The sequence below is a fragment of the Lachnospira eligens genome (assembly GCF_009680455.1).
Lineage (GTDB): Bacteria > Bacillota > Clostridia > Lachnospirales > Lachnospiraceae > Lachnospira > Lachnospira eligens_A.
Genome location: NZ_WKRD01000003.1, coordinates 16,302 through 39,758 on the forward strand (window position 1 = coordinate 16,302; position 23,457 = coordinate 39,758).

General features: G+C 35.9%; 25 protein-coding genes. 22 read left to right on the forward strand and 3 right to left on the reverse strand.

Going from position 1 to position 23,457, the window contains the following annotated elements; translation table 11 throughout:
- The first annotated feature begins 94 nt into the window (after nt 1–94).
- The 6 genes from GKE48_RS04085 (at nt 95) to GKE48_RS04115 (ending at nt 5,151) form a co-directional block, all read left to right on the forward strand.
- Nucleotides 95–613 carry a 2'-5' RNA ligase family protein gene (locus GKE48_RS04085; protein ID WP_022098834.1) on the forward strand — a complete coding sequence of 173 codons (519 nt, stop codon included), beginning with the start codon at nt 95–97 and terminating at the stop codon, nt 611–613.
- 86 nt (nt 614–699) lie between these two features.
- Nucleotides 700–1,428, forward strand: a complete 729-nt coding sequence (locus tag GKE48_RS04090) for a tRNA 2-thiocytidine biosynthesis TtcA family protein (protein ID WP_154300491.1) — start codon at nt 700–702, stop codon at nt 1,426–1,428.
- Nucleotides 1,429–1,765: 337 nt separating this feature from the next.
- Complete coding sequence (locus GKE48_RS04100) at nt 1,766–2,230, forward strand: NanQ anomerase/TabA/YiaL family protein (RefSeq protein WP_012740895.1); 465 nt, start codon at nt 1,766–1,768, stop codon at nt 2,228–2,230.
- A gap of 199 nt (nt 2,231–2,429) precedes the next feature.
- Nucleotides 2,430–3,788, forward strand: coding sequence for an ArsB/NhaD family transporter (locus GKE48_RS04105; protein WP_055214565.1), 1,359 nt, complete (start codon nt 2,430–2,432; stop codon nt 3,786–3,788).
- 38 nt (nt 3,789–3,826) lie between these two features.
- Complete coding sequence (locus GKE48_RS04110) at nt 3,827–4,432, forward strand: cytidylate kinase-like family protein (RefSeq protein WP_173016884.1); 606 nt, start codon at nt 3,827–3,829, stop codon at nt 4,430–4,432.
- Nucleotides 4,433–4,434: 2 nt separating this feature from the next.
- Complete coding sequence (locus GKE48_RS04115; protein WP_154300493.1) at nt 4,435–5,151, forward strand: phosphatase; 717 nt, start codon at nt 4,435–4,437, stop codon at nt 5,149–5,151.
- Nucleotides 5,152–5,178: 27 nt separating this feature from the next.
- On the opposite strand, the gene GKE48_RS04120 is transcribed toward GKE48_RS04115, so the two are convergent.
- The 3 genes from GKE48_RS04120 to GKE48_RS04130 all read right to left on the reverse strand — a co-directional run bounded on the left by GKE48_RS04120 (nt 5,179) and on the right by GKE48_RS04130 (nt 7,419).
- On the reverse strand, nt 5,179–5,490 hold the full coding sequence (locus tag GKE48_RS04120; protein ID WP_012740891.1) for an AzlD domain-containing protein: 312 nt from the start codon (nt 5,488–5,490) through the stop codon (nt 5,179–5,181).
- 17 nt (nt 5,491–5,507) lie between these two features.
- Nucleotides 5,508–6,215: an AzlC family ABC transporter permease gene (locus GKE48_RS04125; RefSeq protein ID WP_022098841.1), complete on the reverse strand. Its 708-nt coding sequence runs from the start codon at nt 6,213–6,215 to the stop codon at nt 5,508–5,510.
- Between the two features lie 145 nt (nt 6,216–6,360).
- Complete coding sequence (locus GKE48_RS04130; RefSeq protein WP_154300494.1) at nt 6,361–7,419, reverse strand: GGDEF domain-containing protein; 1,059 nt, start codon at nt 7,417–7,419, stop codon at nt 6,361–6,363.
- 272 nt (nt 7,420–7,691) lie between these two features.
- Between GKE48_RS04130 and GKE48_RS04135 the strand changes: the two genes are divergently transcribed.
- The 16 genes from GKE48_RS04135 (at nt 7,692) to GKE48_RS04210 (ending at nt 23,445) form a co-directional block, all read left to right on the forward strand.
- The gene (locus GKE48_RS04135; RefSeq protein ID WP_154300495.1) at nt 7,692–8,558 is read left to right on the forward strand and encodes a deoxyribonuclease IV; all 867 of its coding nucleotides are present in this window, start codon (nt 7,692–7,694) and stop codon (nt 8,556–8,558) included.
- 114 nt (nt 8,559–8,672) lie between these two features.
- Nucleotides 8,673–11,510: a pectinesterase gene (locus GKE48_RS04140; RefSeq protein WP_154300496.1), complete on the forward strand. Its 2,838-nt coding sequence runs from the start codon at nt 8,673–8,675 to the stop codon at nt 11,508–11,510.
- Between the two features lie 142 nt (nt 11,511–11,652).
- A complete protein-coding gene (locus GKE48_RS04145; protein ID WP_012740887.1) occupies nt 11,653–12,213 on the forward strand; it encodes a carbonic anhydrase in 561 nt (186 codons plus the stop codon).
- A 3-nt stretch (nt 12,214–12,216) separates the two neighbouring features.
- On the forward strand, nt 12,217–12,840 hold the full coding sequence (locus GKE48_RS04150) for an MBL fold metallo-hydrolase (RefSeq protein WP_154300497.1): 624 nt from the start codon (nt 12,217–12,219) through the stop codon (nt 12,838–12,840).
- Between the two features lie 293 nt (nt 12,841–13,133).
- Entirely contained in the window at nt 13,134–13,505 is a 372-nt protein-coding gene (locus GKE48_RS04155; protein WP_055287962.1) for a helix-turn-helix domain-containing protein, read from the forward strand.
- Nucleotides 13,506–13,539: 34 nt separating this feature from the next.
- Nucleotides 13,540–14,382: a hypothetical protein gene (locus GKE48_RS04160; protein WP_154300498.1), complete on the forward strand. Its 843-nt coding sequence runs from the start codon at nt 13,540–13,542 to the stop codon at nt 14,380–14,382.
- 25 nt (nt 14,383–14,407) lie between these two features.
- Complete coding sequence (locus tag GKE48_RS04165; RefSeq protein ID WP_154300499.1) at nt 14,408–16,720, forward strand: hypothetical protein; 2,313 nt, start codon at nt 14,408–14,410, stop codon at nt 16,718–16,720.
- Between the two features lie 76 nt (nt 16,721–16,796).
- Complete coding sequence (locus GKE48_RS04170; RefSeq protein WP_154300500.1) at nt 16,797–18,053, forward strand: hypothetical protein; 1,257 nt, start codon at nt 16,797–16,799, stop codon at nt 18,051–18,053.
- Nucleotides 18,054–18,092: 39 nt separating this feature from the next.
- Nucleotides 18,093–18,719 (forward strand): hypothetical protein, encoded by a 627-nt coding sequence (locus tag GKE48_RS04175; protein WP_154300501.1) that lies wholly within the window; start codon nt 18,093–18,095, stop codon nt 18,717–18,719.
- Nucleotides 18,720–18,883: 164 nt separating this feature from the next.
- Nucleotides 18,884–19,384, forward strand: coding sequence for a hypothetical protein (locus GKE48_RS04180; protein ID WP_022098851.1), 501 nt, complete (start codon nt 18,884–18,886; stop codon nt 19,382–19,384).
- A 31-nt stretch (nt 19,385–19,415) separates the two neighbouring features.
- Nucleotides 19,416–19,934, forward strand: coding sequence for a hypothetical protein (locus tag GKE48_RS04185; RefSeq protein WP_154300502.1), 519 nt, complete (start codon nt 19,416–19,418; stop codon nt 19,932–19,934).
- A gap of 21 nt (nt 19,935–19,955) precedes the next feature.
- On the forward strand, nt 19,956–20,330 hold the full coding sequence (locus tag GKE48_RS04190) for a hypothetical protein (RefSeq protein ID WP_154300503.1): 375 nt from the start codon (nt 19,956–19,958) through the stop codon (nt 20,328–20,330).
- Between the two features lie 5 nt (nt 20,331–20,335).
- Nucleotides 20,336–20,509 carry a hypothetical protein gene (locus tag GKE48_RS04195; protein ID WP_154300504.1) on the forward strand — a complete coding sequence of 58 codons (174 nt, stop codon included), beginning with the start codon at nt 20,336–20,338 and terminating at the stop codon, nt 20,507–20,509.
- A 16-nt stretch (nt 20,510–20,525) separates the two neighbouring features.
- Nucleotides 20,526–21,209: a metallophosphoesterase gene (locus GKE48_RS04200; RefSeq protein WP_055214543.1), complete on the forward strand. Its 684-nt coding sequence runs from the start codon at nt 20,526–20,528 to the stop codon at nt 21,207–21,209.
- Between the two features lie 86 nt (nt 21,210–21,295).
- Nucleotides 21,296–22,501 carry a WYL domain-containing protein gene (locus GKE48_RS04205; RefSeq protein WP_154300505.1) on the forward strand — a complete coding sequence of 402 codons (1,206 nt, stop codon included), beginning with the start codon at nt 21,296–21,298 and terminating at the stop codon, nt 22,499–22,501.
- A gap of 35 nt (nt 22,502–22,536) precedes the next feature.
- A complete protein-coding gene (locus GKE48_RS04210) occupies nt 22,537–23,445 on the forward strand; it encodes an AAA family ATPase (RefSeq protein ID WP_154300506.1) in 909 nt (302 codons plus the stop codon).
- The last annotated feature ends 12 nt before the right edge of the window (nt 23,446–23,457 follow it).

Below are 23,457 nucleotides of genomic sequence, written 5' to 3' on the forward strand. Positions count from 1 at the left end.
ATTTATTGCTTCACACATAGATAAAGAAAAATAGTAATAAATGTAGAATTGCCAGAGAGTTTGGCATAGGTGATTAATAATAATGAGGCGGCATATGTATCTTATATCAGCATATTTTGATGAACATGTAACAAAGGGATTGCAGAGGTTAATTGATAATATTGCAAAAGAAACAGGTAATACTTATATGATTGAGAATAATGTTCCTCCGCATCTGACAATTTCAAGCTTCGAAACAAGAAAACCTGATAATCTTAAGGAAGAATTCATGAAGCTTAATAAAATAGGTGCAGGAGAGATAAATATATTTTCAATCGGGCAGTTTCTGCCGTATGTTATGTATGCTACACCTGTTCTGGACGAATATTTAATGCATCTTTCCAATGAGGTGTATGATATATTTTCTGCAAGAGAAGATGTAACAATTAATCGTTGTTACAAACCATATAACTGGTTTCCACACATAACATTGGGAAAGAAACTTGAAAAAGAACAGATGATAATGGCAATGAGAGTATTACAGACACATTTTGTTCCAATAAAAGGGAAAATAGTAAGGGTTGGATTGTCACAGACTAATCCACATAAGGATATTATACAATTTAATATATGATAGTGTAACCGGGGGAGGGAGAATGGATTTTAGTTGATACTGAAGATGAGATGGTGGCTATTTTTTTACAACAGAGGATATATTTTATGCAACAACAGAAATTATTAAGCCTTATAAGACAGGCAATAGAAGATTACAACATGATAGAGGAAGGCGATAAGATTGCCGTTGGAGTATCAGGTGGCAAGGATTCGCTTGCATTGCTGCATGCAATGAAGATACTTAACAGGTTTTATCCGAAGAAGTTTGAACTGTATGCAATTAACTGTAATGTTGGATTTGAGGGAATGGATTTTACAGGAGTGAGGAAGTTCTGTGAGAGTATAAATGTGCCATATGAACAGGTTGATACAGAGATTGCGAAGATTGTCTTTGAGGATAATAAAGATGAAAGACCATGTTCACTGTGTGCGAAGCTTAGAAAAGGCGCAATGTATAAGAGGCTTGGAGAGCTTGGAATCAATAAGATTGCATATGCACATAATAAGGACGATTTTATAGAAACAGCATTAATGTCTCTTATATATGAAGGGCGGTTTTACGCATTTCCACCAGTTACATATCTGCCAGAGGCAGGGGTTACGGTTATACGGCCAATGATGTATGTGCCGGAAAAGGGTGTGGCTAATTTTGTGATTAATCAGGGAATCAAGGTTGTTAAGAACACCTGTCCGGTTGATGGTTCAACTAAGAGGGAATATGCCAAGCAGCTTATGGAGCAGATTAATAGAGAAAATCCGGGAACTAAGGACAGAATTATGCATGCAGTTGTGAACGGAAGATTTGAGGACTGGCCAGAAGTGCATAGAAATTGAAAATAACTGTTGATACAACACCAATGAGATAATAGAATAATATTAAATCTATTTATAAGGAGATACGAACATGAGAAGATTTCATCTCTGGGTAATGGCAGGTGTTGATACAAGACAGCTTACACCTTGTGATGACCCTGACCACGCATGGGTAAAGGCTGTAGAGAAGATGGTGTAATGTATTTTGAACAAGGCATATGTGGAATCAGATATGAATTAAAAGGCTTAATTAAAAGCTGAACATTAAAGGCTGAATATTAAGAAAAATATTGAAACTTTTTATCGATAATGATATATTTAGTGTATAAAATTTTAACAGATTCGAGGTAAAATAATAATGATTTACGCATCACTTAATGCAAAAAAAGGTAACTACCAGTACCCAGCAGCTATTAATACTGCACTTGAATTTCTTGCAAAGCCAGAGACAGCTGAGCTTCCAGTAGGAAGATATGAACTTGATGGAGATAACATTTTTGTTCTTATTCAGGATCAGACAACAGCTCCAGTTGAGAATAAGCGTGCAGAAAGTCACAGAAATTATATTGATATCCAGTATCTTTTCACAGGAAAAGAAGTTCAGGGATATGCACCACTTCTTCCAGGAGTTACAGGTGAAGAGCCAGCTGGTAAAGACAATATCTTTTATGAGACAGTAGAGAATGAGCAGTTCGTTACATTACATCCTGGTGAATTTACAGTATACTTTACTAATGATATCCACCGCCCTAATTGTACAATGGATGAGCCTGTTAATATCCATAAGGCAGTTGTTAAGATTAAGGAAAGTCTTATTAAGTAATTGGAATAGTTGACTTGTTGATACAATATAATATTTAAAACAGAAGCACCATAAGAAGCGAATGCAATGTATTCTTATGGTGTTTTTTGTATTAATAAAGGACAGAATAAATGGAAAAATGTTGCTATTAGTTATATATGTTTGTATAATACAGTTAAAAGTTTGTTATTAATTTAACATGTGATGGGGGTTATTTAATATGTTAGCAGAGCAGGTATTGGCATTAATTATTTTCATTTCTATGTTTGTATTGATAGTTCTTGATAAGATAGAGAGGCATTATGTGACGCTTGGATGTGGGGCATTGACGCTGATTGGGGTATTTGGAATTATCATGAGGTCGCCGGAGGCGGTTATTAGTACTCTTAATTTAAGAAGCATTTTTACATCAGGTTTCTGGTATCAGTCCGGAGCTGCTGAAGAGGCAGTAACAGGGATTAACTGGTCGACCATTATATTTATTGCGGGTATGATGATTATGGTTGAGGTTATGGCTGCCGCCGGATTTTTCAGATGGCTGTGTATGCTTCTGGCTAAGGCTGTACACTATCGTACAAGAGCATTGTTTATTACATTTATGATAATGTCTTTTGGACTGGCTATGTTTATAGACAGTATAACGGTTATATTGTTTCTTGCAGCTGTATCTATTGAGCTTGCCAAGCTGCTAAAGTTTAACCCGGTGCCAATGATTTTATCAGAGATATTCTGTGCTAATCTGGGCGGCTCGGCAACAATGTGCGGAGATCCGCCTAATATAATTATTGGTACATCACTTAATTTTTCATTTTCAACATTTATTACCCATACAGGACTGATTGCAGTAATCAGTCTGGTATTTATTGTGGTTTATTTTCTTATAGCATATAGAAAAGAACTGGAATCGTCACCGGATATTGATAAACTGGCTGAATCTATGCCAAGTCCGGCAGAGACTATTACGAACAGAAGGGATTTTGCATTAAGCTGCGTTATATTCATGTGTGCGGTTGTATTGCTTGTAACGCATGCACTGACAGGACTTACGGTTGCATTTATAGGACTTGTTATAGCAATATTTTCACTTATTGTATCAGGCAGGAAGGCTTTACATATGTTGAAGTCTATTGATTATAAAACACTTTTGTTCTTTTTAGGACTGTTTATCGTTGTAGGTGGGCTTGAACAGACGGGAATATTAGAGATTATTGCTGCATTTATAGGCCGTGTGAGCAAAGGTAATCTTAAACTTATGGTTGCAATTATTATTATTATTTCAGCATTTGCAAGTGCACTTATTGATAATATTCCTTTTGCAGCAACTATGGTACCGGTTATTAAGAGTCTGGCTGCGACACAAGGGGTTGACCTTTCTGTTCTTGCGTGGGCACTTTCTATGGGAACTGATGTAGGTGGAAGTGCAACACCTATAGGTGCATCTGCTAATGTTGTCGGAACATCAGTTGCAGCTAAGAATGGTTATATGATTGGTTGGGGTAAGTATTGTCGCACAGCTGTTCCGGCAACTATAATAGTTGTGCTTATATCTATGGTGTGCATATTTGTAAGGTATTGTTAATTCTTCGTGCACAAAATGTGTACAGAAATGGGGGTTTTATGGGAGAACAGTTGATTATTTCTATAAGTCGTGAATTCGGAAGCGGAGGACATGAGATAGCAAGGAAGCTGGCAGACAGATTAGGACTTGCATTTTATGACAGATGCATGTTGGACGAGATTGCAGAACAGATGAATGCTGATGTGTCAGATTTTCACAAATATGATGAAAAGCCGGGAAACCGTCTCCTGTCGAGGCGTGTAGGTAATCACACCAATTCTTATGAAGAGATTATTGCCCAGTTTCAGTTTGATTATATCCGTAAGAAAGCTGAGAGCGGAGAATCATTTGTAGTAGTCGGCAGATGTTCAGAGAATGTACTTAAGGATTATGACTGCCTTATATCCGTATTTGTAACAGGTGATAAGGAGCATAAGATACAGAGAGTTATGGAGCATTTTGACTTATCCGAATCAGAGGCATATACTAAAATGCGTAGACACGACAGAACAAGAAAACAGTATCATAACAGATACTCAGAAGGTAAATGGGGAGATGCAACATATTATGATATGTGTATCAACAGCAGTCCTCTGGGAATAGAGAAAACTGTTAATGTTCTGGAGAATTATGTGAAAGAAAGAACAGGTAATCAGGAGCTTTAATTATGAAATACACAATAGACACACATACTCATACACTTGTAAGCGGTCATGCATATAACACAATTGATGAGATGGCAGCTTACGCAGCAGGTATAGGAGTTACGCACCTTGCGATAACTGACCATGCACCCAAGATGCCGGGAAGCGCAGGTATATTATATTTTTCTAATATGAAGATAATTCCAAGAGAAAAATGTGGTGTCAGGATATATATGGGTTGTGAAGCTAATATTATGGACTATGATGGAAATATTGATCTTAAAGAATATGGACTTAAGGGCTGTGATGTTGTAATAGCAAGCCTTCATATTCCATGTATCAAGCCCGGAAGTATAGAGCAGAATACGAATGCATTAATTAAAGCAATGGATAATCCATATGTTAATATTATAGGACACCCTGATGATTCAAGGTATCCTGTCGATTATGAAAAGCTTGTAAAGGCCGCTAAGGAAAAGCATGTGCTTCTTGAACTTAATAATACATCATTGAATCCGGATGGCCCAAGACAGGGAGCTTTTGAGAATGATGTTAAGATGCTTAACATATGTAAGGAATTAGGAGTCTGCATATCTATAGGAAGTGATGCACATATAAAAGAGGGAGTATGTGAATTTGACAGAGCCTATAAGGTTATAGAAGATACACAGTTTCCAGAAGAACTTATTGTTAATAGTGATTACAGTTTATATGAATCATATATTGGAAAGAAGAATTAAAATCAATTTCATTTCTATTATGAATTATTAGAATCTTATAAGTTCAACAAGAAATACTGCTACACATGACGCTATAGCAACAGTTGTAAGACCTTTGCCTTTCAAAGCAAATATTACGGCTGTCAAAAGTCCTGCAGCTGCACCAACCCACCAGCTGGTTGCATAGAATATTGCAGGAATTGTCATTGCTGTAAGAACTGCATAAGGTATGTAATAAAGAAAAGAACGGACAAAGCGGTTGTTAATCTTTTCCTTAATTGCAGTGAAAGGTATAACTCTTATAAGGTAGGTTGTGCCTGCAAGTATAAGCAGATATATAAAGAAAATACTGTTTTTCATAAGTTCCTCCAATAAGATTAATTATTGCTGTTATCAGCTTCATCAGATACCGGAAAGAATATTGAACCGATAATGGCAGCTGTGATAGCAACAATTGTTATTGTTATACCGCTGGAAATTTTAGAAAGAAGCGGTATGTAGTAGAATAAGCAGCTAAGTATAATTGCAATGATTACGACAATCAGGACGGGGCGAGCTTTCTTCATCTCTGGAACAACCACGGCAACGAACATTCCATAGATTGCAACACTTAAAGCACTCATAAGGCGGTCTGGAAGAATATTTCCAAGAATAGCACCAATAAATGTGCCTAATGCCCAGCCCAGATAAGGCAGGGTAGCAAGTCCTGCAAAGTAGCTGCGCTTGATTTCGTCTTCTTTAGTTGCTACTGCAAATATTTCATCAGTTATAAAGAAACCGAGAAGCCAGCGGTATATGCCACTGAAACGGCTGTCGGCTTTCTGTCCGATTGATATAGACATGAAAGAGTACCTTATATTAATAGTAATCTGTGATATAAGCATCTGAATATACTGTCCTGGATGAATCATAATGCCGATTCCTGCAAACTGTCCGGCAGAGGTTACTGTTGTCATAGATATGAGAACGGCCTGCCACCAGCTAAGACCAAAGGATACAGCCATAATTCCAAAGGTAAAAGAAACTGACAGATATCCGAGTGCAATTGGTATGCCGGTTATTAGTCCGCGTTTATAATTATTCATTTTATTTATCTCCATGTATACAATGTCTGGGTTAATATAGTAAAGTCATTTTTATATTCTATCATACATTTGCCATAAAATCACTTGAGAAATATTAATAAATAAATTGATGAATATGTAATATTAAAAAGGGCAGAGAAAGCGGCTATCTGCCAGCTTTCTCTGCCTGTTTGTTATTGTACATATTTTTATCTGCTTTATCAAAGAGTGTCCTTAATGTGCAATTCTCATAATCAGAAGAGAATGCACAACCATGAGCATAACTTATCTTAAAAGCTTTTCCAAGCTCATTGAATTCGGATATTTCTTTGTCAAGCTGTCTGAGAATATCAGTAACTTCATCCTTAGTAGTGTTATATATTACGGCAATAAATTCATCGCCACCATATCGTCCAACAAAATTGTTAGAAGGAACAGCATTTCTTAAAAGCCTTGCAAAATTAAGAATCAACTGGTCACCAACGGAATGACCAAGTGTATCATTGACCTTCTTAAGATTATTGAGGTCAAACATAATACATGCAGTAGAATCAGTAATAAATTGCGAAGTTCTGAATATTTCTTCACATTTACTCTTGTTAGGAAGACCTGTGTGCAGGTCAAGAAATGCCTGCTTTTCAAGCTGTTTATTCTTTTTGGTGATTACAATTGCATTAATGAAATGATTAATTATAAATATTATTATAATGATCATATCTATTGCTGTAAAAGTTTCAAATAATCTTATATTACATGCAATTCTTTCAGAATACTTTTCAGCAGCAGAAACAGTCTGGTCAGCAAGCTGGAAGTATTCTTCACTGAGATTTACAATATCAGTGTTTTCATAACCATATTCACGGACTTTATATATTTCGTCCTTTAGTAAAATCCAGAAAGCAATCTGTGTATCAAGTTTTTTTTCATAATCATTGTTATCAAGTTTGATAAGATTATAATCGCCATCTTTATATTTAAGATCTTCAAGAATTCCATCAAGATAATTGATGAGCTCATCATTAGGATTACCAGTGATTTCAAGCTTGACTTCTCTTTGAGTAGCACCTCTGACAAGACCGGTATAGTTAATAACTCTGGCAGTTCCCTGTAATTTTCCTATAAGAACCATCATTATTGCTACAAGAACAATAAGAATAACGATAAGACAGCTTTCAATAACAGTATTGATTGTTTTTATATGTTTTCCGTGTTTGTGTATTTTCATATCTCACCTTATAAAATAATTGTTACATAAATACTATAAAATCGGTACTTTAGTACTATATCAATATGCTGTATAAATGTCAATACAATAAATGTAAATTATGAATGAATCCGACTGAAAATGAATGAAAGTGGTAATGACATTTATCAGTATGCAAGTATACATATGTTGTGCATTGACACATAAGTATTGCAATATTAAAATTAATTCGTTTGGATTTTCTAACCGGACAGATAATAATTTATACAGGTTAAATATTGGAGGAATCATATATGTCAAATATAAAGCTTGGAAGTCATGTGGGAATGGCAGGTAAGGAAATGTTTCTTGCATCTGCGAGGGAAGCAGTATCTTATGGTGCTAATGTATTTATGTTATACACAGGTGCGCCACAGAATACAAGAAGAAAAGAAATAAGTGAGCTTAATATAGAAGCTGGCTGGAAGTATGCTAAGGAACATGGAATTGAGGAGATTATTGTACATGCACCTTATATAATCAATCTTGCGAATACAATTAAGCCAGAGACTTATGAGCTTGCTGTTGAATTTCTTGAAAAAGAAATTATAAGGACTGCTGCCATGGGAAGCCATATAATGGTGCTTCATCCAGGAAGCCATGTTAATGCCGGAGTTGAAGCCGGAACCGCACAGATTATCAAAGGACTTAATACAGTGCTTAACCAGAACAATGATGATGTATATATTGCACTTGAGACAATGGCTGGCAAGGGAAGCGAGATAGGCAGGACATTTGAAGAGCTTAAGGCAATCTATGATGGAGTTGACAAGAAGGACAGATTGAGAGTGTGCTTTGATACATGTCATGTTAATGATGCTGGTTATGATTTAGTTAATCATTATGATGAAGTATTTGCAGAATTTGACAGGGTGATTGGTCTCGACCAGATAGCAGTATTTCATATCAATGACAGCATGAATCCGCTTGGAGCGCATAAGGACAGACATGCCAACATTGACAAGGGAAATATCGGATATGAGACTCTTCACAGACTTGTCCATGATGAAAGATTCTTAGATGTTCCTAAGATTCTTGAGACCCCATGGGTAGCAGTTGAGGGAACTGATAAGAAAGAGCCTCCTTATAAGGAAGAGATAGCGTGGCTTTTAGAGAAATAATGTGAAAATGCTGTTTTTTCGTTTTATTATAATTTTTGAACTGATTTTTTGTATTTATATTAGTACAATCTGGATATAATGGGTTCATAATCACAATGAACGGAGGAATAGAATATGCTAAGACACAAGAAACATGCATCGGCCTTTATCGCATTTTTGATGGCTTTTGCACTCATCTTCACTAGTTCTGGTATTGGCTCTCTTACATTTACGAAAGCCGATGATACACAGACGATTTACTATAATGGTGAATCAGTTACTCTTTCAGAGCATGCATTATATGTAAATCAGAATTTAGCTTCTTCAAGCGGATATTCATATAAGACACTTCAGGAAGCAGTAGCTAATGCAATTCCTGGCACAAAGGATAATCCAACAATTATTTATCTTGAGCCGGATGTATATTGGACTGACGATTATACTAAGACAGAAGATCGTGATAAGAATGATCTTATAGGTCTTATAATTCCACAGGCTTATATAACACTTGTAGGAATGACTGGTAATCGTGATGATGTAGTAATTGCATCAGACAGAGGACAGAATGCAGGAGCTAATGGTAACTTTAACACAATTGGTGTAGGCGACGGATTTCATGCAAAAGACCTTACAATCGGAAATTATTGTAATGTAGATTTAGTGTATGAAAGAGATACTACTAAGAATCATACTAAGAGACAGGAAGCTGTTACACAGGCACAGGCTGTTACTAAAGTTCCTGGCATTACAGATATGGATGAATGGTTCTTTGAAAATTGTAACATTATATCAAGACTTAATCTTTTCTCAAGAGATGACAGACCTAAGCGTTCTCTTATAAAAGATTGTCATCTTGAGTGTACAGATGATTCGCTTGGAACCGGTTATATAACGATATTTGAAAATTGTACGTTTAGCCTGTTTTCTAATACTCCTTGTGGTGGAGCATCATTCTATATGCAGGCATTCTTAGGCTGTGAATTTACAACACAGTTATCAGATAATAAAACAATTACATTATGTAAGAATACAAAACCGTTTGCTTTTATTGACTGTGATTTTAAGGGCGACATGACTGGTATGGAATGGAAACAGAGTAATTTTTCTGATGATATAAGACAGATTGTTTCTAATAATACTCTTAATGGACAGCCATTGACAATCAGTCCTGATTATCCAGATTTATCAGTAACTCCTGATGGAGAGCAGATGAAAGCATTTAAGTATAATGGGGAATATAATATATATAATCTCTTAAATGGTGTGGGTTATGATGAATGGGATCCGTTAAATCAGAAGGATTATATGCCAACCGGTACATGGAATATCCAGTTTGACTATCCAGGAATTGCTAAGGATGTTGTTCCGGTACTTCAGGGAAATGTTTCTGATTCACTTCAGGTTACGCCTGTTGTTCTTGGTGGCAATGACAAGACTGTAACATGGAGTACTGAAGACGATACGCTTGTTATTGAACCACAGGATGATGGTACTGTAATAGTAAAGGGTGACAACTCAACATTAGACAATAAGAAAGGCTGTCTTGTTGCAACAGTAGCCAACGGAATGAAGAAGGTATTACATTTTACAGTTACTCCTAAGATATTTGAGGCACCTGTATTATCAGAAAAACCTGTTTTATCAGCACCTGAGAATGGAATGATTAATGTAACATATGCATTTACAGATAATAGTGAAGCAGCAGACGAAAGTATAATTAACTGGTATCGTGCTACAGACAAAGAAGGAACAGATAAAGTCCTCGTTGCACAGACAACATATGTAGATAGTGATGCTAAGCCATACTCTTCATATGTACTCCGCTTAGATGATGTTAATCATTATATTATCTGTGAAGTTATACCAAAGCGTTCGAATTCAGTAGAAGGCAGTTCAGTATTTACTGCAGCTTCTGAACTTATCAAGTCAGCATATGTAGCAGATGAACAGAAACAGTCATATAATGTTGATCTTGAGCATCTTGCATATATTGAAGCTGAGAATGATACAGAAGAGAATAATTATGAATGGAAAAACACACTTGAAGCTGGTAATTGGTATGGAGGATTCTATCTGCCTGCTGAATACAGAGAAGGTGGAGAGTGGAGTGACAAAGCATATAAGCCTGTTTCAGGTGAGCTTCCATATACATATGCACAGGGAGCATCAGGCGCATCAGGAACTACGGGACTTCAGACAACTACACAGGGTGCAAGACTTGTATATGTTGATGATACTGCACGAAAAGATATGTCAATGACATTGACTCTTTCTCCTCATAAAACAGGAGCACAGGGCTTCGGTAGTGCTAAACAGTTCATAGATATCTATTTCAAATATGATGCAAAAACAATGACTGGTTATGGCTTAAGAATTGCCAGAGTACCATCTATAAGTGATCCGGTTCTAAGTAGTTTTGCAGCTAAGTCATGTACATTTACATTGATGGAATATAAGAATGGAGTTGCAATTCCGCTTGAGGATTCAGTCATATCAACAGCATTTCTTCCAGGATGCACAATTAAGCTTGATGTGACTGGCAATACATTTACAGCAGATGTTACAACAACATCATCTCAGGACTCAGCAAGCAATATCATGCCTCATGAGGTACATTTAAGCCATGTATTTGAGAATGAAGTAAACAGTTACAGTGGAATAGGATTCCAGCATACAGGTACATCTGGTGCAGGAAAGTCTGGTAACAGAGTTACTATTCATTCTGTAAGCGTAGATTACAAGGGTGTAACAGGAGAAGTTATTGATGTACCAGATAATGACATTAATAATGGCAATGATGATATTAATAAAGACACAGATGACAGAGAAGATGTTCCAGATAGTTCAGTTGATGTAGTGCCAACAGGAGATTCATCTGATATGAGAATTCTTATTATGTTAATGGCAGTATCCGGATTAGCGATTGGAATGACTGTTGCAAAATCAAAAAATTCTCTAAAAGCATTTAAGTAACACAAAACTTGATATGATTTAGAATAAAATAATCAGCCCCGCCTGCTATATATCATATGTGGTATATTGCAGACGGGGTTTTAATATGGGTAAAATTCTGTTAAACTGTAGGAAAGTATGTTGTGAAAGGCGGGATAATAATATGTCAATACCAGCACATGAAGCAAAGTCAAGATTAATAGAGGGTAATAAAAGATTTATTAATGCTACAAGCAATCCAGGAGATGTTTCGCTGGAAAGGCGCGTGGATACATTAAAGAATGGTCAGCATCCATATGCGATTGTTCTGTGCTGTTCGGATTCCAGACAGGTACCGGAAGCAATATTCTCAGCGGGAATAGGGGAACTTTTTGTTATCCGCGTGGCAGGAAATGTAGTGGATTCGCATCAGCTTGGAAGTATTGAATATGCAGCAGACCATCTTGACTGTAAGCTGGTGGTTGTACTTGGACATAACCATTGCGGTGCAGTTGAGGCGGCAATAAAGCATGACCCCGACGGACATATCAAGTATATAACTGACGACATAAGGGAAGCTATTAAGGAAGAGAAAGACGAGTATATTGCAACATGTCTTAATGTAAAGCATAGTGTTAAGGTGATAGAGGATAATACAGATATGAAGCTGCTTGAGGAAAAGGGGCTTGAGGTTATCGGGGCTGTGTACCATCTTGAGGATGGACATGTGGAGTTTTTGGAGTAAAGAATGGATGAATGTAGAGTCGTTGCAATTAATAATTTAATATCGTATATATCCCCGACAGAGAATCCATTGTCAGCTAACGTCGTGATGATTCAGGGAAAGGATGCATTATGGTTGTATGATGTTGGTAATCATCCAGACATTCTTGCGATAGTAGACACATATAGCAATGGAAGAAAAGTTAATGCTATCTTGTCACATTTTCACGAGGATCATATCGGTAATCTTCCGGGTATGGGCGTTGATGAGGTGTATCAGGGAAAGTATACCCATAGACACACTGGCATGGGAACAGTCGTAGAAGATGACATTTATATTCAGGACGGAGATGTGTCACTTCACATATTTCCACTGCCGTCAAGCCATGCAAAGGGCTGTGTTGCGTTGGAAGTCAACGAAGATTGGTGCTTTCTTGGAGACGCACTATATGCCATGCAGAAATGCGGACATAACCTGTATAATGCAGGTGTGCTAAAGGAAGAAATTGCCGTATTGGAAAATGTTAAAGCAAAGCATTTCATGTTGAGTCACAGGACACCTTTTGAGACACCGAAGGAGATAATTATGAGGTGGCTTGGGGATATATATGACAGGAGAGTTAAAGGGGAAGTGTATATTGAGGGGTAGGAATCAGCACTAATCAGAAATAGGTAGAACCATCAGGTATAATATGAATATATTTGAGCCGGTATAAGTACATGTTACTTTACCGGCTCTTTTTGATTGGAATTTTTCTGATGAAATTTTGTTATAACTCGAATAAGGTGGAAAAAGCCTACTTTTTCAATATTATAATTAATAATGAGCGAGAGAGTTGTGAAAATCACACTGACAGTTGAGCTCTATAAGTATCTGAAAATGTCGGGAAAGCATAAATAATTATATAATGGTTAAGTATACGATAATAGGAAAAAACAGGCATGAATACAGAAAAGATAGGAATTAATATTTCAAAATTAAGAACGGAACGAGGTATTACACAAGAACAGCTTGGGAGGGATATTGGGCTTACGGCTTCAGCAATTTCTAATATAGAGTGTGGGAGGAGTGTGCCGTCAGTAGATACTTTATGCAGATTTTCAGAATTGTTTGGAGTTAAGGTGGATTCGATTATATCAGACAGTTCAGAATCTGATCTGAGCAGGCTTGAGATGGAGGAAAAACTTGTTACCGTTGACAGATATTTATCAGAAATAAATGAGATGTCTGCTAATTACAGCATAGGTCATAGAAATTATGAGATTAGCAAGAAAGGGGGCGAAATAGTTTATAAGGCATCATCTAAAGATTAAATGAAATTATAAGTTAAGTATGAGGAGGAACAAAATGCGAAGATTTATAAATTGGATAGCAGATTTAATTGATGATTATTTAAATGCATTTGTTGAGAAACCATTAGAAACATTGTCGAAAACAATATCATGGGTGTTTGGTATCGTAATAGGTGTAATGTCAATTGTGGCGTATATCATGTTTATAGCTGAGGGAGGATATCCAAAGGCAATAGCAGCAATAAAGAATTCAGAAACTGGATTTTTTGATGGAGTTGGAGCAAGCTTTTCTAAAGGAACAGTACATATAATTGCTAATAATGGAGTGCATAAGGCACTTGGAATTATACTGATAGTTCAGATTGTAATAGCATTATTAATGCTTGTGTTTGAAGGAAAGATATGGAAATGGATTCTTGCCATAATTGATTTTATATTGATGGGGGTTTCAGGAACATGGCTGCTTGTCAAATATAATCAGTATAAGAAGATAGAAAAAATGTACTATGAACAGGCAGACAATGAACTGATTGACTGGGATTATGCCGGCAGGATGGTTGATAACTGGGTAAACAGCATCAGGGATAATCTTAAGATATTCCTGATAATTGCAGGCGTTGCAATAGTATTGTTTATAGTAGTTCTAATGATAAGCAATGGAAGATATGCTGTCTTTTCATTTGCAATAAGTGCCTTGATTACATGCGCAGCTATGCCATTGGCAATTCTAATACTGGAAAATATTATTGGATTGGCAATTGGACTTGTGACAATTATTGTAATAGGAATAATTCTTCTCATAATATGTTCATTTGCTGACGGTGGTTCAGATTCATCAGTAGCTACTGAAGCATTTGACAGAGCGGGAAACTTTATTGGCTGGTTTCATAGAAAATAATGCATAAAACATAAGGGGATACATTGTGAAGAAGAAAATTATAATTGGAGTATCAGCAGCGGTAATAGTTATTGCGGCAATAGCTGCAGGCGTTATAATGGGTGTTTCATCTAAGAAGAAAAGCAGTAATGATATAAATGTTTCGTGTAAGGCAGTAGTGATTAAAAATGATGATATAACATGCTATGACTGGCTTAAGAAGTTATGCAACAAGACGGGCATTGAAGCAGAGGATTACAGAAAAGCGGCTAAGGAAAATGGTTATATTACAGATAGCGATGAATTTAGTAATGATGACATAGCTTCTGGTGGATTTATGGCACTCACTTCAATGCGCGCGATGGGCGAAGGCAAAATGCAGATATATCTTGGCACTGATGATGAAATATCAGACAATACCAACATAGAACTTGCAATTGATAAAGACCTGATAGCAGAAGATTCGCTTGATAAGGGGTTTTCAGATAAAGAGGCTGATGCTATTCTTGATAAATTTAATGATTTGTATTATGGAGAATTCTGGCCTGATAATATTGAAAATGTTTCTTATAAGGAAAATATATCAAAGCTCGAATATTTTGACATTAAAGATTATAAGGAAGATGACAATATTATAACTTTAGATGACAGTGCAGCCAGAAATCTCAAAAAGGGTGACACATTTGTATTCGATTATAAGGGCGACATGGTTTCAAAGAAAATCGGTGAGGATATGGGTAATGGCACATTTTCACTGGAAGACCCAGAGATTGAAGATGTCTTTGATACTCTGATAGTTTCAGATTCGGCAAGCATAGGTATTGACGATATTATTAGTTATTATGGACTTGATAATGTGGAGGTGTCAGCGGGAAATCCAGTAACTACGATGGCAGCAGATGTGTCTGGCAATATTCATTCCAAGGGATTTGCAATAGAGGCAGAGGTAAATGATGATAATGAACTTGAAGTTACATTGACAGATAATGACACACATACAAAGTACAAGCTTCCTGTTAAGCAGAAGCTTAATAAAAAATGTGAGAATTTCTCTATAAAATGGGATGTTAATAATATAAATGTAGGCGCACAGGTTAAATACACACTTAAGAACGGATTAAAATATGCCTCTGTCGGTGTTGATATTGATTCAGAGATTTCAGGAAAAATCGGAGTTGAAGGGAATTTTTCAGACGGAATCTTTTTATGTCAGACACCTGCACCGATTGGTAATCATCTTGTTGCAGTAAATGTAGCATTATATATTGTTCCAACAATAGATGGTTCAATTACTCTTAAAGTTGAAGTACCGTTTCATGCCGGAGTGTCATATGAAAAAGGCAAAGGCGTGAATGGAACAATGGGGCTTCGCTCGTCTATGCAGACATCAATTGAGGCAGAAGGAAAAATGGGCTTATATTTCAGGACAGCGCCAATGCTTGTGACAATGAAATCCATACCGCTGTTAGACGCAGAACTTGATATGGGTGCAGAAGCGGATGCAAAACGAACAGGCAGACCAAATGGACAGATATGTTCTGATGTTAATATCAACTTCCCTGTTTTTAAGCTTGGAGCTGGCAATGAGAGTGTCAAATATAAGAATAAGAAGTCACTTCTTTGCACAATGAATATAAGTAAGGATTGTGAATTTGCATCATTTGCAAAAAGTAAATCACTTCATTATGAAATACTTGCTGATGGCACGAAACAGTTTGTGGATGAATGTACATATAATGAGCAGTCAGAAAATGATAAGCCAAAGGAAAGTGAGGCAAGTACAGAAGCACCAACACAGGAGCAGACGACGCAGAAAACTAATGCAAACCAGACAGGCTCACTTCATACATATAAGACGAGAATGGCGGAATATTTTCCAGAGCAGACAACATTTTATTTTGACTATCCGGATAATTGGACTGTGGTATCAGAGCGGGTTAATGCGAATACAGAATTTGTTATAATTCAAAATGATAATGGAGTTCAGATTGAATATAGTGCAAAAGATAATAAATCAGGAATAGATTATGGTGGTAGTACTGTATTAGAAGCTAAAAATGATGTTGTATCAAAGCCAAGGTATAATTCTGGTGAAGAATTGGTAATAGTTAAGACAAAGGATTATAAAGAATATTCAAGAACTTCACCTGATGTAAGGGAATATGATGATGGCCCAGAAAGATATGCATTGATGCCAGCTTCTACATATTTTGCAGGGTGTAGCACGGGAATTTATAGAGGCTGTTATTTTGAAACACCTAAAGAAACAATGTTCTATTCAATACCAAGTAAAAAATTAACAGATAAAGACAGGGAGGAAATAATTGCAATATTAGAGTCATTTAGAGATACTCCTTAAAGACAATTTGTGATATAATCAACCTATATTATCAGGTCGTGAAAACTAAAGAAAAAGACTTGAGGGAAGGGGGATTATGAACGAATTTAATGCCAACAGACAGGTGTATTCTGATTCGATAAGGGGAACATATGTAATATTTCCTTTAAAGTATGAAAGTAGTCTTAATCTTACAGAGCTTACTATTGATGGAGCAGAAAATGCGGATTTTTCATCATATGATATGTCAGATATTCTTGCCAGAAGATGTAGGAAAGAAAATGGTTTTGTCAGAAGATACATTTTAAATTCATGCATTGATGATGTACATTTTTCAGATGGTAAAATATTGGCAGTTAATGAGAGCCAGTTATATGTATTTAATAACAGAATAGCATTTTTCACGGTGCTTGTTACATATGACAATGCTGACGCGGATTACATTGATAAGCTGATTAATCCGGGCTATGTACAGAATTACAACCGCAGTTTTGAAGAAAATGTAATTAAAGCTGTAAGTAATATTTCAATAGGCGGGGTCAGTAATATATTCAGATTGTATGTTGATGATATGAAACTGGCGGTGAAGGAGACATATCTTTTTAATGTGGCACTTGTAAACAGGCGTTTTAATGAGTTGGAAACTATTGAAAGAATTACATTTAACGAACATAAATTAATAGACATTTCGCGTGATTTTTCGGATCCTTCAGAAAAGGATATAGCATATACATACGGCGCGAAGGATACTAATATGTGTTCATACAGATGGGGAGCATGCATTACATCACAGTCAATATCATATGTGTATGCAACAGATGATATGACAACGGCAAATGTTGCAGAGCAGTCAAGAGATGATGTATTTCTTACAATGCTGGTTTTACACCAGAAAAGTACATGCATGCTGGTTAATGAAGGAATTCAGAATACGCTGATTGACAATAAACGTCAGAGTCTTGAGTATTTCAGAAAAGTGAAAATGCTTAAAAAAGAAGCGTTGGAATTTCGTGCTTCAGGTACGCTTGCACCATCGCAGGTATCACGCTGGAATAATGTCTGCGAAACATACAGATGTCTGTTAGCCGTTAATGGAATTGATGAAGCACTTGAAGAAATCGAGCAGAAGGTTGAACTCATAAGGGACGAACAGGAGAGGAAATCTTCTGACATGCAGAATTATGTGGCAACTGTCATAGCAGTATTTGGCTTGATTTCGATTGTTGCGTCTGTATTATCAATAGTTGATCTGGTAAATAGCGGTTCGACAGACATAGTAGCAGCTCTTGGAGTTTCGTGCATAGGAGTTGTGTTGTTTGTGTTCTCGTGGTTGATTTTGATGTTGAAGAAATAAGATAAGAGATTTATTGGTTTTGAAAGGGGTTATATAACAATGGCTATTAGTTTAGAGGAATTTAGTAATGATTTTAAAGAAACAATAAAGGTAATATTTGATGAAACTGAAGGTAGTGAATGGTATAAAGATTTTCTGTGTAAATTTAAAAAATTAACTGAGAAAGATGATAAAAAAGTAGGTTATTATGGTTGCAGTATAGGAACAATCGAATTAATGCTCTTTATAAGAAAAAGAATGAGAGATGAAGGTCTTGCACCTGATATAGCTTTAGAAAACAATTCATTTAAAAAGAGAGATAGGTTACATTATATAAAAAAATATTGCCCTAAATTTTGCAATTTATTTCCGCGTACATGTGAATGCGAAGAAAAGTATGACTTAAACTATAAAGTAGATGGATGGAATTATACGGATATTAAGTATTCTTGTGAAGATTGGATTAAAATTCTTCCTGTAGAACAAAAAGATAAAGACAAGTCAGTGAAAGAATACTTAACACATTTATATTATAATGAATTGGATCATTATTTAACAAATTGCGTTAGTAAATTGAAAAATGAATGTGTCAAAAATGAGAATAGTTCTGATTATAAAGAAGGAATTAAAGCTCCTAAAGAAAGAGGATTATTATGCATTAGAGAAGAAATAAAAGATAAATTTTAAAAATTATAAATTATGATTATTTACAAATAAAAAGACATCCACCCAAAGGCGAAAAAACCCGACCTCTCCGACATTATAATAAATAATAGACGAGAGGTCATCTTGTCTGAACACAAAACACCATATAAAAGATAGGAGAACAGCCAGACGAAAGGAGCTTATTAATGAAAAGAAGAAATCAATACATAAGCCAGCTCGGAGTATCGGGAAGAATTTATGGTGGTAATTTTGTTACAGAGAAAAAGCTGTACAGAATTCATCAAAGATATCGATATGGATTTGATTATCGTGACATTTTTAATATGGATATGTCATATGCAGAATGGTTATACTCACATATGCGAATGTATAAGGATAATAGTGTTCATGATGATACTATGGCTACTGTAACATTTGATGGCAAAGAATACACCATACAAGAGGCGGTGGATTGGATTATTGAAAATATCGGGGAATTTATCAGATATGATTATTATTTGGATACACATTTTGATTACATAACAAGATATCCTCTTATAGGAAAAATTATGAGTAAATTTAATCCGGCTGTCAGAATGTATTTACAGGAGTATGAATGGCTTGAAGATAATGAGTGTCAAATAACGGATAATTTTATTAAAGCAGGCGGACTATTTATTGAGATAATGCAATATTGCTGGTTGTAGGAAATAATGTCTATAGATAAGGAGAATCACAATGACAATTAAATTTAAAGAGATAAGAAGATTTCTGGCAAGAAACATAAGATTATCAATCTGCTTTTTAGATGGGCATTATCATAATTATCTGTTGGTATCCGATATTCTGTCTTCGGAATATGATGAGTTCTATGTGTACGGAGTAGGTATGACTGATGTGGAGTTTTCGAAGGATATCTATTCAGAACCAGAAGAACCAAATGGTGAGGTAAGTATATCTATGAGTAATCTTACAATACAGCCAGCGTTAGAGATAGTATTATCTGATAAGCCACGGAATATTGAGAGAAACATTTGTGATAATCTGACATTTAAAGATCTAAAGCCGTATTTACAAGTTATAGGTGAGTTCAATATTGTTAATAAGCTGGACTGGTCAGATGAATCATATAAGTGCAGAGAAAACATTCCAGAAAAATATGACAACATGTATGTGTATGGCATTGGAATGGAGAGAATCTCTGACCATAAGAAAAGAATGGTGTTGGTGCTTTCGGACAACCCAAGACAGAACTAAATGCAAAAAGAGGCTGATAAATTGAAGTGTAAAAATTGTAAATACAAAACCAATATAGCAAATACGAGTGAAACAGGTTCGGCAATATGCTCATATCCAAGCTCATGGTTGCCTGTAAATATCGAAGATAACTGCCATTTTATTCCAGAAAAGAGGGAACTTACTTGTAGTGATTGTTCCAGATTGCATGAAGATATGGCGTGTTTTAGCTGCGCTGAAGATGACAGTGCAATATTTAATGGGCAGTTGTGCAGGGGATTTATAGATAAAAGAAAAGAAGAATTGAATAGTATTCTTATGTTTTGGAAAGTACAGGGATTTTATGACCGTAAAAAAATAAATGAATTAATCGACGAATTTGAACAGTTTTATGATAGTTTTTTTAAGCAGGAGTAATACATTTGAACATAGTAGATAAATGTGAAAAAGAGGCAGACATAACTTTATCAGACATAGAAAAGATGAATATGTATGATATAAAAGCTGCACATATCAAAGAAGATAAACAGAAAATTATTGAAATTGAAGGAAAGTTTAGCGTGATTGATACACTGAAGGATTTATTAAAAATGTAATGAGAGGCACATATTTATGGATATTACAATAGATGATAATAGAAATGTATATGTGGTTTCGGATATTCATAATTATGCAGATGGATTTAAAAGGCTGTTAAAGAAGATACAGTTTAATGAGAATGATTTGCTGATTATTGATGGAGATATATTTGACCGTGGAGATAAGCCAGTTGAGCTGTATTTTGAAATATTAAAATATCCCAATATACAGGTGATACAGGGCAATCATGATGTCTGGGTTGCAAGGCAGATTATTGAACAATTCGGACATAGAAAAACTGGAGAATATATTTCTTATAATACAGTGGCTATTATGGAGAAGCGGCTGACAGCTGTTGATATGTTAAGACTTGCTGAATGGATACAGGAAAAGCCATATTATATTAATCTCACCATTAATGGCAGGAAATATCAGATAGCACATGCACAGACATTTCTGACGCCTGAGCGTATGTTGGATAAAAGAAAGATATATATGGGAGACGGGCATTATGAGTATTTTATCAGGGGTATGGAGGAACATGAGCAGTTTATATCTGTTGTGGGGCATACTGTAACTGATAACAGGAGAATATGGGTGTCTCCTTCAGGACGGACTATACGCATAGATTGTGGCGCTGGTTATAAATGTTATGGTAAAGAGGGAACACTGGGAGCAATAAGGTTAAATGACATGAGAGAATTTTATATAGATTAATAAATTTTGATAAATGGTGGAAAAAACCGACCAAACTGTTATTATAATAGAGAATACAATATATTATGATTAACACGAGGTGACATATGGCAAAGAGAAAGATTCAGAAACCAACCCGTTTTGAGCGTATGTATAAGGTCTGGGATTATCTGAGAAAGAATACAGACAGAAGACACCCTACCAGTATTGCAAAGATGAGGAAAGATGAAAATATAAATGCGTATATTGGTGATAAGGAGACTATTAACAGGCTTTTAAAAGATATGGCAAATATTATGAATCTGGAAGATGGAGGAAGTGATTATAAGCCAGAGGCTGAGTGGAGGCTGTATTTTGATGATTTCAAGAAGTTTTACGGTGATAAGGAAAGATATGAACGGGATGATTCTGATGAAGATGATTCTTATATTGCAAATGTAATGCGAATAAAGAACCTTTACTATAACAGAACATTTTCTGAGAAAGAGGTTGATTCAATTATTGAGGGTATTATGGCAACAAGGACACTGGATTCCAAGTCGGCGCAGGAGCTTGTCAGGAAGGTTGAGGACAATATGACTACGGTATTTTATAAGAGAACGCCGAGACATATATGTAAGGTTCAGGAGCCGGAGCTTGCAGATAGGGAACTGCTGAAGGACAATCTTGCCATTATACAGAAAGCAATTGATGATAATGTGAGAATACAATTCAGATTCAATGGCTATTCTTATGAGAAAAAGCTGGAGCCGGTCAGGGCGGAGATGGACGAGCTTAGCCCATACTATATTGTTGCGAGTGGTGGAAAATACTATCTGCTGGCGGCTAAAGAGTATGAGGGTTACAAGCCCAATATGTCTATATGGCGGATTGACCTTATGACGGATATAGAGATTCCAGGAAGAAATGACAGGCTTCATATTAAGGGGATACCGCGTATCCCAAAGAAAAATGTTTCAAATCTTCCAGAAAAATGGTCAGAAGATTTTCAGTTGAAACATCTTAATATGTCGTTTGATAAGCCGGTTCCGGTAACGCTAAGAATTAAGAGTGAAAAATGTGAAGGCAATCCGAAAAAGAGAGTCCGCCCCGGTTATACATTTTTACATGACTGGTTCGGAGATTCATTCACATACATAAGAACAGAAAAAGAGCCACCATATGACGATATCGTCAGGGTGGAGTGTTCACCTTATGGTATGGCACACTGGGCATTGCAATATAGTGAACTTGTGGAAGTTCTTGAGCCGGAAAGTCTGCGGGAAGATATTAAAAGTAAGATAAAGGCATTAAATGAAAAGTATTCATTGTGAAAAGAAGTTAGATTAATAGGAGGAAAGTGGAGTTTATGTCAAAAGTATCTTTTGTGATTGGAGCGATGGCTTCTGGTAAAACACATTTCATAAAACAATTTTTTGCTGATAAGGATGTTGATGTTTTAAATATTTTTGACTATCAACAAAATGCATATAAAGAATCTGGATTTGGAGAAATGATGCCTATAGGAGTTCAATTCAGATGTTTGATGAAAGCTAATGATATGCTTCTTAACGATATCATCGAAAAACTGAAATGTGGAAGAGATGTTGTCGTAGAACAGACATTTTTTAAAGCAAAGCGTCGAATTGTTTATGTTGATGCGATACGTGAATCTGTTGATGCAGAAATGGAAATATATGTTATGTGCCCAAGTGATGAGAGATGGCAGAAAAATATTAGAATAAGAAATTTGGAAGAGGGTTGTGGCTCTTTTAAGATGAATATTTCAGAGATAGAATTTCCGAATCCGATTGAAGGATTTGATTCAATTTATGAGGTGTCAGAAGACGGCATCAAATTAAGATTAGATCCGCCTTTGGATGAGCAGTTCCTGATAGATGCAAGAAAACAGATTACAGACGAAAAAGAGAGAATAGAAAAAGAAGATGATAAATCAAGGAAACGTAAAGCTTTATTGGAGAGTATGAAAACACGACCGTTTTGGCACTATTGTGAAGTGTGTGGAAAGAAGGAGTTTTTGACTGACGAAGATGCATTCAATAGGGGATGGGATTACCCGCCTAAAATGGGTTCCTTTGGGCTGCTTGGACCTCGGACATGTGGGAATTGCAAAATGAGGGATACTTTGTATTGGAAGATACAGACATCTGGGAAGCTTCCGATAGTCATAGAAGGAGATTTGAACGAAAAAGATCTTATTACTTGGAGACGTATAAAAGGAGAACCAGAGAGCCTCCTTAACGAAGAAAATCAGTAATGGGAGAACTTT